An 8,737-nucleotide genomic window follows, 5' to 3' on the forward strand; every position below is an offset into this window, starting at 1 on the left:
ACAAGTATTAAGTGTTGAGCAATGATCGAAATCGAATTCGAAGAGCCAAAATTGGAAAAATGCGAGTGTTGTGGAAACACGTCAACTCGGTTAACTCGTTTTGTATACCAAGATGGCGACGCCTTCGCGGTTTATTATGTCGTATTTACTGATGGGCATGAAGACAAGGTTGCGTATGTCCTTATCGGTTTGGGTGCGTGGGGCGAAGGCGGTGAACCTGAAATGCGAAGGGCATTTTCAGTGAAAATCTGGGACAACAATCAGAATTGGGTGGTAACGGTAACAGATAAAGACGAATCACCTTGGAGTCACGTTACATTTCTTGGCAAGATATTGGACCGAGATGAAGCACTTAAGCATCCTTGGATCAAAGACGTATATCACATCACTGATCACATAGTCGCTGATGATAAGCCAGTAGTTCAGTTCTTTATATGATTCAACTCGTAACAAGTTGCTTTACTCGGACCCAACTACGCGCCGCAAGTTTGTGGTTTGCTGCGCAAATTTTACCACAAGCTTGCTCTGCTCCGCTGGGCCGGTAAGCAAGGCGTTGTGCGTGTTGCCAGTGATTAGTGGTTCCAGGGCAAAAGCAGCCAGTAGTTGTCCGCAGAGAAATGCCCCGGTGTTAGAGAACCGTCATCCTCATCTGGTGTGAACTTCAACTCGGCACGTTGTCAGCAACATCTTGGTGGCTTCGTTCTGGCCAACCTTGTGTATCGGCATCGGCGCCCTCGCCATCTCTGTTCCAAGAAGTTGGCCAGTAACATCGGCTCCAGTGCCTGTTCTTTGTCCCAATTCGTTGGGTTTGAACGCCAGCCTTAGCGTCTTATTCTGCTTGGCGCTGTTCTGGTTCAACAAACCATCAGGCTGGTTTCTCTGTTGCCCAAGCGGCTGGCGTAGTTAGCAGCAGTTCTGGCACAACAAAAATTTCAATCGGACTGGCCTTAAGCGTCCGGTTTTCATTCATAGGTTGGCGCAGGCCAGCCGGTTAAATAGACGTTAGGTTCGGTGACAACGATGCTTAAAATTCTGAAAGTCGGGTTGTGGTCTTTGGTTGCAGGGTTGCTTGTTTTTGCTGGCTTCCTCTGGGTCCTCGATGCAAACACGCCCAAGCGAAATCGCTACCTGATACCAGAGGGTTATGCTGGCTGGTTGTGTGTAACCTATTCAGTGTCTGGCGCTCCTCCTCTCAAAATCGAGGATGGTTTCCGGCTTGTAAAGTTTTCGTTGTCTGGTGTCGTCGCTACTTCTACAGAGGGAATGCCTGGAAAGTACAAAGATGAATTCTGGTTCTATGGGGACAATAACCTCAGGCAAATGAACATAGAAAAAGAAATGGGAGGCGGGTACACGGTTGCCAAATCCGATGCTCCGGATCGTTTTACATTCATGTTCTGGGTGAGTCCAAATGCCAAGGAGCAACAACCTCCATATTCCTCGGATAAACCAAACATGTGTGGCCCGTCAGAATGAAAATCACACCTAACAAATAGTTTAAGTCGTTCGCTTCGCTCACTGGGACGCGCAAAAAGCACGCGCGCCCCATAACTAAAATGTTGTGCGTGTTGCCAGTCATAAGTGGTTCCAAGGCATGAGCAGCAGGTAGTTGGCCTAAGAGAAATGGCCCGGTGTTAGAGAACCGTCATCATCTTGTGGCGTGAACTCCGGCTTGGCACGTTGTCAGCGGCATCTTGGTGGCTTCGTTCTGGCCAGCCTTGGCCATCGGCCTCGGCGCCCTCGCCTTCTCTGTTCCAACGAGTTGGCCAATGGCATCGGCACCGGTGCTTGTTCTTTGTCCCAACTCGTTGGGGTTGAACACCAGCCTTTGCGCCTTATTCTTCTTGGCGCTGTTCTGGTTCAACTGGTCATCAGGCTGGTTTCGCTGTTGCCCAAGCGGCTGGCATAGTCAACCTCAGTGCAGGCACAACAAAAATTTCAATCGGACTGGCCTTAAGCGTCCGGTTTATCATTCACAGGTTGGCATTTGGCCAGCCGGTTAAACAGACGTTAAGGTATTAAGAGGTAATAATGATTACTCGTTTACTGGTAGTGATTTCCCTGATTGGTCTAACAGCATGCAGCATTACAAATGGAGAACAGATAGGTCGAATTGACAAATGGGACTCAAAAAAGTACGCGTTAATTGTTGGTTCATACACAGAAGAAGGTGATGGACTAATTTCTGGTGATATTAATTTTTCATTGAAGCCGCAGAATAAAGAAATCGCACCAATTTTCATAAGATTTGCACCATATGTCACAGGGGCATATGACGACTTTGGCAAAACGGAACATAAACGGGGTGGTGTATTTGCAGCAACACTATTACCCGGCAAATACTCATTAAGTCGTTGGGGTTACATGTGGGCACTAAATGATTATTGGTATGAGCCAAAAAAAGACCTGCCACCTAGCCTTGAGGTAAAAGCAGGTGAATTAATTTATATTGGCAACATTAAGTTTACCATGCTGACAGGGGAAAATATTCTTGGGATGGACGGTTTAGCAGGAGCAATTCCATCTGTACATGATGAATATCAAAGAGACGTAAAAATGGTTAACGATAAATATATGGTAATAGATAACGCCCCTATAAAGAAAGAATTGCTAGACATCAAGTTTAAACCTTAACAAATAAATCAACTTTGCTTCAGCCCTTCGGGCTTTCGCCGGACCCGCTACGCGGGCCGGTTATTTAAAATGTTATGTGTCGATATAAATTACATCTCGACCTTGAGGGGTTATTCATGAAAAAGCTAATTTGCCTTCTTTCTGTATTCATTTTTGGTTGCAGCTCAAGTGGGATGACAGGGAATGGCTATCGACAAACTGGAATTGTCGAAAAAATAGTGGAGATACCAAGAGTTGGAGAATCAACACCAGGATTGTTTTTTTTCGGGTTACTTGGAAATTTAGTCTCAATTATACAGAGCTCGCCTTATGCGTCACATAAATACACAATTAAAACCGAGTCTGGAAAAGTAATTTATGCCGAAGTGGACAGTAGTTTTTCCGTAGGCGAATGCGTTGAAGTTGTACCATTAGAAGATGTCAACTCTACTTATTTTTATGCCTATGGAGAATCGAGTGTAATATCATCAGACAAATGCACGGCTAAAGGGTAACCAGTTAAACACCTAACATATAACTTAACCCGTTTGCTATGCTGACTAAGGCGTGTAAAAAACACGCACACATCATAACCTAAGTATCATGTAAGATATGCAGTCATTTCGAATGGAGTATTTATGATTTTCTTTGACATGAAATGGGTATTGCCAACAATTTTTTTAAGCGGATGTTCAGCTGCACTAGTGTCTGAAACAAATAATCCAAGAGAAAAAATAACCCAAGCGTATCAACTTATCGAGTTAGGTCGACCGCTTCCTGCAGAAAAACTAGCGATTGATGCGGCGGCAATTTATGAAAAACAGAATGATTATATTGGTGCGGGAACTGCCTATAGTGTACTAGGTGTACTTTATAGTAGTCAGGCTTATCGCTCATTTAAAGATTTTTACGAAAAAGAAGGCACATACGATCCAACATATAACAAGTCAATTTCGTTTTATGAAAAAGCAATGGAGTCATCTAAAAAAGGTGGTGATTATTGGGGTGCTGCTAACTCACTTATTGGGGTTGGAGATGGTTATACTAACCAGCACGAGCCAGCCAAGGCATGTGAGGCATATACTGAAGCATTGATCGTATATACAGATCCTAATGCCAAGCTAACAAGAATGGTGTACACATGGAACCCTAAATATCCATCTTACAAAGCCATGCTTGAAGCAATAATTGGAAACTCATGTAAAAATAAATAACCAACACATAACAAATAAATTAACCTTGCTTCAGCCCTTCGGGCTTACGCCGGACCCGCTACGCGGGCCGGTTATTTAAAATGTTGGGCTTAACTATGAAATTCGAGCAATGGATAGCGCTCATGCGATTCCCAGCAGAGTGGGTGAAATGGGGCATGCTACCAGACCAATATCTGCAGCTTGTTGTCAGTCGCTATGAGCCAGGCCATGAATACGATTCGGAGCACGATCGCAATGGAGCTTTTCACTGGTGGCTAAAGCAGAGCCCCTCAGAGGAGCAATTGTTAAAGCTTGCCCAGCTAACGTGGCTGGATCCAGACCCACTTATGGCCGCAGATGTTCGAACTTACATCGCACAGGCAGAAAACTGCTCTTTGGCGGTAGCGGCGTGGCTACAATCCGAGAGAGGTTCAGCCCAACAAAGCATTCAAGCGGACGCGGCTTTGCCACGCCGCTTAACTTGAGCGTTGTGCGGTTTTCCAAGTAATTGAGTTGTAGTGGCAAGAGCGGTTTAGATAGCTGGCAATTTTGAATCCTGCAGGTTTTTGAGCTCGGTCGTTGGGGTTCGGTGAAACATCAAAACCAATTCATTGTCAGCAACATTTTGGTGGTTAATTTGAGTTCATTTTGAACGGTGGCAATAGCGCTGTTTTCTTCTTGGGTGTTAGTGGTTCAGGTTAAACATCAGCACCAGCGCCCTGCTCTTCTTTGTTCCAAATAAATCCTAGAACCATGCCCACATCAGCGGCGGTTCTTTGCTTTATCAGGTTAGGCTGGTTCGGATATTAAGGCGTTTTATTCTTCGTGACGCTGTTCAGGCCAATCGTTTCATCGGCTCTATTTCGTTGTAGCCCAAGCGGCTGGCGTCGCTAGCTTCATCGCAGCGGCACAACAAAAGTTTAAACACCGGACTGGCTATACGCAGCCGCTCTATATTCAACACCGGTTGCAGCCAGCCGGTTAAACAGACGTTGTATGTAATCCAAGGTCAGAATTTTTAGCCGTGAACAGCGGCGGTAATAGTTGGCGTCATCTGGCACGGCGAGCATTAGAGCCCTGTTGTAACCAGCTTCGGGTCCATACCCTCGACTCCCCGCTCCGGCCAACCTGCCTGGTGTTTTGAGTTCGGGGTGAACAGGTACAACCGAGGTTGTTCATCCGTGCCCAATCAGCACAGTAGTAGCGTCGCGTCAGATGGTTGTTTCTTCTTTCTGTTCTCAGCCCAGAAGCAACAACAAGTTCCTGTTGGCCACAGAAGCGGCGTTTCAATGCAGCTGCGAGGTTCATACAACAAAAGTTTAAACACCGGACAGGCCAGTAAGCCGCCGTTTCATTTTTCAACATCGGCTGCTGGCCAGCCGGTTAAACAGACGTTAGGCGCACTCAGTGGAGTACTCAGCATGACAGACCCAATGGAATCACTAAAAGGCTTACAAGATGCACTCCTTGCCAGAACAGTCCAATTACAAGCATGCGAACTTCACTCCGACATAAAAGTTCTGCTTGATCATCCAAGTGACATTCCACGGTTTACATACGCCAAAATTGAGAACAACAAAGTCCAGGCTATCGCGCTCTTTGTTCTTATAGAACCAGTGGACGATATACCATGCTTTCAAATTGGCTATGCAGTTATCGAGCAAATGCGCCAAAAAGGTATGGGCAAAAAAATCGTAGAGGCAGCAATAAAAGAGCTAACCCACGGGCTAAGCCGAACCCCGATGAAAGAATTCTATCTTGAGGCCGTCATTTCAACCTCAAACGAAGCATCTAACAAGATCGCCAACAAACTGATATCGGCCCCAGTAAAGTGCGAGAAAGACATCTACTCCGGAGAGCAGGCGTATCAGTATCTACGCAAAATTGGCAGCAACGCCTAACAAATGGTTCAAGCCGCTCGCTTCGCTCACTCGGGACCGGCTAAAGCCGGCCCCTTAACCAGACGTTATATTAAAAAATAGAGAAGAATGATGCTTAAATACTACTCATCACCACATGGTCACTTTGAATTTTATAAAAGCCCATCCAAAATAAATAATTTAAATATATTTAGTGTGATTGTTGGGAAAAATGGTACAGGAAAAAGCAGGCTATTAAAATCAATAATTGAAAATACATTATCTGAAAAAAATAGCTTTTATAGGTTTGAGCGCGAAGAAAGATATGAAATTAGAACATCCCCAAAAGCACATCTCTTTTTTGAAACACTACCAGATAAAATAATAGCGGTCTCTACTAGTCCATTTGATAGATTTCCAATACCTCGCCGAATGGATAAAATACAATTTTCTAATGATTACATATATTTAGGCCTTCGTGGCATACAAAACTCAAATCTTAGCTTAGGCTATATGAATAAAATAATGAATTCATTAATTTATTCCATAAACATGGTTCCTGAAAAAGCAAATGGGATTGCGAATATCTTAGAATATCTTGGATACTCTGATCTAATTGAAGCTAGATTTGCTCTTGCCATATCACCAAGTAGATTTGAAAAAATAATTAACAACAGCTTTCCCGAAGATGAATTTATAAATTACATCAATTCATCTGAAAATAGATGGTTGGATAGAAATTATTTTATTAGTGCTGATGGAGAAAAAAAATATGGTGAAATAATTAGAGCCCTGGATATACTTCACAATATAATCAACCATGTAAACAAACCAAGATTAGAGTTATTTATTAATCGATGGGGCATTCATCTGGATGGTTTTGAACAATCGATGGATACAGATATACTATATTTAATTCATACTGGCATAGCCAAGCTAAGGGATATTACACTTGAGAAAAAAGAAAGTGGACATAGATTTAAAATTAACGAAGCTAGCTCTGGTGAGCAATCCGTTGTCATGGGTATGCTTGGCATTGCAAGTCAAATAGATAATAATTGTTTAATTTGCATCGACGAGCCTGAAATATGTCTTCATCCAGAATGGCAAGAAAAATATATATCATTATTGATATCTACCTTTAGTAACTTTACCAATTGCCATTTTATTATTGCTACTCACTCCCCTCAAATAGTATCAAATCTTGAAGCTGATAATTGTTATATAACATCTATGGATGATGGCTGCGCTATTGAATCCCGTGACATTATAAATAGATCTATTGATTTTCAACTTGCAAATATATTCAAATCTCCTGGCCATAGAAATGAATATCTTAGTAGGGAGCTTTTATCCCTATTAACACAGTTTGGCAACTCTGGTAAATTAAATGATCGCCAACTACGATTAGCGCATAAAATATTAGCGCTACAAGGTAAAATAGAAAAAGATGATCCAGTTTCCAAGTTAATGGTTATGCTAAAAGAAGCGATCGGAGATTCATTAAAATGGCTCTGATACCTGTAAAATATGTTGGCGAGGTAAAGGAAAAAGTTGATATTTACAACAAACTATCACCAATTGAAAAAAGTGGAAATTACTGGGATACAGAAAGTGACGCGGCACTGACCAAAGTAAAAAAGCACATCAAAGATCATTATATACGTCATCAGGACTATACTTGTCCATATTGTAGACAGAGAATAGAAGTTGATCATAATGCTATTTGGGACACAGAGCATATAATTCCAAAAGATAATTTTCCTCAGTTTTTATTTAAAGAGGAAAACTTATGTGTTGCATGCAAAGATTGCAATGGGCAAAAATCCAATAAGAATGTGCTTGTAAACAAAAACAGAACAACATTCCCCAAATCAAGTAAGGATTATATATTCATTCATCCTCACTTTGATAGCTATGAAAATCATATAAAAATACTGACTAGTTCTTTATTTTTTATACCAATTGATGAAAAAGGTAAAAACACAATAGAAATTTGTGGGCTTTTAAGGTTTTTATATAAGTTCGCTGAATATGGTAATGTTTCTCTAGATGTGAAATTGAAAATAAGTGAATTCTCAAATGAACTTTTAAATGCATCATCCCCACTCGAAGAGAACTTTATTCTTGGATGTATAACTGATTTAGTTGAACACGGCAAAAAAATTTCAAAACAACAAATTTTAGGTATTGAGCAAATTTAATATAACAAAAACTTAATATGGGACGGTTTTCAACCGCCCCATAAGTCGAAGTTACACAAGATGGAGATATCGATGACATTCAAAAAAATGTTCCGTAGCTTTATGCTGCGAATTATCTCAAAACAAAAAATACAGAAAAACAAGATCCCTTCATATACACAAGGAGATTTTGATAGACAACTGAATTACAACCTTTGGTCCACATCTCGCACAAGATTTACTGCCGCCAAGCGAATGGAGGAAAAGAATAAACTATCGGGGAGAACAATCGCATTTTCGTCCGCCTATCTGATTCTCCTCTCACTAATCCAGTTATTTATTGTCAACAAAGAGTTAAATCAGTTAGTTACATATTTAAACATATCAATTGCCATCATAATAATGATTATAGGGCAGATGGAGTCATCATCAAACTACACACTGAAAGCCCACAAATTCCATGAGTGTGGACTCGAGATTAACTCTTTGTATAAAAGACTAAGAAAATTAAAAAGCAAATATACAAACAAGGAGAAAGATGATGAATTTTGGACTCAAGTTGAGGATATAGATGACAAGTATGATTTAATCTTAAAAAGATTTGAAAATCATGACGACATTGACAGCAAACTATTCAGAGTCTCATATCCTAACTACCCAGACCACAACATTGGACCCGCGAAAATATTTTTTATAAAACTCAAGCATTACGTAACAACAAAAATGTTGTATCACCTCATGATCTATATTCCGCCAGTAGCATTAACTGTGTTTGCATTCAACATCCTTGGTTTTTCATCATTGTATTTGTTTTTAAAATCAATCATTGAACATTTTGTGTAACAAATAGTTTAAGTCGTTCGCTTCGCTCACTGGGACGCGCATAAAG

General features: G+C 41.3%; 10 protein-coding genes. All 10 read left to right on the forward strand.

What is annotated here, in order from left to right:
• Nucleotides 1-21: 21 nt before the first annotated feature.
• A complete protein-coding gene (locus ACZYTD_RS17030) occupies nucleotides 22-438 on the forward strand; it encodes a hypothetical protein (protein WP_463893875.1) in 417 nt (138 codons plus the stop codon).
• Between the two features lie 582 nt (nucleotides 439-1,020).
• Complete coding sequence (locus ACZYTD_RS17035) at nucleotides 1,021-1,476, forward strand: DUF6843 domain-containing protein (protein ID WP_463893876.1); 456 nt, start codon at nucleotides 1,021-1,023, stop codon at nucleotides 1,474-1,476.
• A gap of 555 nt (nucleotides 1,477-2,031) precedes the next feature.
• Nucleotides 2,032-2,634, forward strand: a complete 603-nt coding sequence (locus tag ACZYTD_RS17040; protein ID WP_463893878.1) for a hypothetical protein — start codon at nucleotides 2,032-2,034, stop codon at nucleotides 2,632-2,634.
• A 116-nt stretch (nucleotides 2,635-2,750) separates the two neighbouring features.
• Nucleotides 2,751-3,128 carry a hypothetical protein gene (locus ACZYTD_RS17045; protein ID WP_463893879.1) on the forward strand — a complete coding sequence of 126 codons (378 nt, stop codon included), beginning with the start codon at nucleotides 2,751-2,753 and terminating at the stop codon, nucleotides 3,126-3,128.
• Between the two features lie 123 nt (nucleotides 3,129-3,251).
• Nucleotides 3,252-3,827, forward strand: a complete 576-nt coding sequence (locus ACZYTD_RS17050) for a tetratricopeptide repeat protein (protein ID WP_463893881.1) — start codon at nucleotides 3,252-3,254, stop codon at nucleotides 3,825-3,827.
• Nucleotides 3,828-3,922: 95 nt separating this feature from the next.
• Nucleotides 3,923-4,291 (forward strand): hypothetical protein, encoded by a 369-nt coding sequence (locus ACZYTD_RS17055; protein WP_463893883.1) that lies wholly within the window; start codon nucleotides 3,923-3,925, stop codon nucleotides 4,289-4,291.
• Nucleotides 4,292-4,987: 696 nt separating this feature from the next.
• On the forward strand, nucleotides 4,988-5,707 hold the full coding sequence (locus ACZYTD_RS17060; RefSeq protein WP_463893884.1) for a GNAT family protein: 720 nt from the start codon (nucleotides 4,988-4,990) through the stop codon (nucleotides 5,705-5,707).
• An 87-nt stretch (nucleotides 5,708-5,794) separates the two neighbouring features.
• Entirely contained in the window at nucleotides 5,795-7,183 is a 1,389-nt protein-coding gene (locus ACZYTD_RS17065; protein ID WP_463893885.1) for an AAA family ATPase, read from the forward strand.
• A complete protein-coding gene (locus ACZYTD_RS17070; RefSeq protein ID WP_463893886.1) occupies nucleotides 7,174-7,869 on the forward strand; it encodes an HNH endonuclease in 696 nt (231 codons plus the stop codon). The genes ACZYTD_RS17065 and ACZYTD_RS17070 overlap by 10 nt, the downstream gene beginning before the upstream one ends.
• Nucleotides 7,870-7,941: 72 nt before the next feature.
• Nucleotides 7,942-8,691, forward strand: a complete 750-nt coding sequence (locus ACZYTD_RS17075) for an SLATT domain-containing protein (protein WP_463893888.1) — start codon at nucleotides 7,942-7,944, stop codon at nucleotides 8,689-8,691.
• The last annotated feature ends 46 nt before the right edge of the window (nucleotides 8,692-8,737 follow it).

Source organism: Pseudaeromonas sp. HNCC25DJ180, assembly GCF_055413345.1.

What these genes read in the sequence shown, in the direction of transcription:
- ACZYTD_RS17030 (WP_463893875.1), top strand. Translation starts at nt 22, where the DNA reads ATGATCGAAATCGAATTCGAAGAGCCAAAATTGGAAAAATGCGAGTGT.
- ACZYTD_RS17035 (WP_463893876.1), top strand. Translation starts at nt 1,021, where the DNA reads ATGCTTAAAATTCTGAAAGTCGGGTTGTGGTCTTTGGTTGCAGGGTTG.
- ACZYTD_RS17040 (WP_463893878.1), top strand. Translation starts at nt 2,032, where the DNA reads ATGATTACTCGTTTACTGGTAGTGATTTCCCTGATTGGTCTAACAGCA.
- ACZYTD_RS17045 (WP_463893879.1), top strand. Translation starts at nt 2,751, where the DNA reads ATGAAAAAGCTAATTTGCCTTCTTTCTGTATTCATTTTTGGTTGCAGC.
- ACZYTD_RS17050 (WP_463893881.1), top strand. Translation starts at nt 3,252, where the DNA reads ATGATTTTCTTTGACATGAAATGGGTATTGCCAACAATTTTTTTAAGC.
- ACZYTD_RS17055 (WP_463893883.1), top strand. Translation starts at nt 3,923, where the DNA reads ATGAAATTCGAGCAATGGATAGCGCTCATGCGATTCCCAGCAGAGTGG.
- ACZYTD_RS17065 (WP_463893885.1), top strand. Translation starts at nt 5,795, where the DNA reads ATGATGCTTAAATACTACTCATCACCACATGGTCACTTTGAATTTTAT.
- ACZYTD_RS17070 (WP_463893886.1), top strand. Translation starts at nt 7,174, where the DNA reads ATGGCTCTGATACCTGTAAAATATGTTGGCGAGGTAAAGGAAAAAGTT.
- ACZYTD_RS17075 (WP_463893888.1), top strand. Translation starts at nt 7,942, where the DNA reads ATGACATTCAAAAAAATGTTCCGTAGCTTTATGCTGCGAATTATCTCA.